The organism is Vibrio sp. 10N.261.52.A1 (assembly GCF_002876325.1).
In the GTDB taxonomy this organism is placed as follows: Bacteria; Pseudomonadota; Gammaproteobacteria; order Enterobacterales; family Vibrionaceae; genus Vibrio; species Vibrio chagasii.
The window spans coordinates 1-402 of record NZ_MCYD01001145.1 but is presented as its reverse complement, the minus strand read 5'-3'; the positions used below and the strand labels follow the sequence as shown (position 1 = coordinate 402).

The following is a 402-nucleotide window of genomic DNA, read 5'->3' as shown; positions in this document are numbered from 1 at the left end:
TTACTTGACCACTTCAGACTTCATCATTCTTGTCTCAGAGCTACACAGTTTCTATTCAGCACGAGGGTATATTCAAGTCAAGGGAACCCACTCTTGGTTAAGGCTTCATGAACACACGAATTATGGTGTTGCTGTTGAACATGTTGATGAGCTTTATATAAAGCCAATGAATGCAAAGAATTGGGGAGATGGCCATATTGACTGGCTTGGCTATATGTACTAACCACAAAGGACGAACAAACGTTTGAGAGTCTCAAGATACTTCGTTTAACCTTGTGGCTTAATGTAAGGTGCCTAAGCTGTTTGTGTCCAAAAACGTTTCTGTCCAAAAGCTTCTTAGAGTTCTCAAGCCGCATCATTCAACACCTCATTTTTAAGCAAATGAATCTAATGTAATACCTG

The 402-nt window shown here is 39.8% G+C and carries 1 pseudogene; it reads left to right on the top strand.

Going from position 1 to position 402, the window contains the following annotated elements:
• A pseudogene (locus tag BCT81_RS29630) lies at nucleotides 1-223 on the top strand (GNAT family N-acetyltransferase); the annotation flags it as partial.
• Nucleotides 224-402 lie beyond the last annotated feature (179 nt).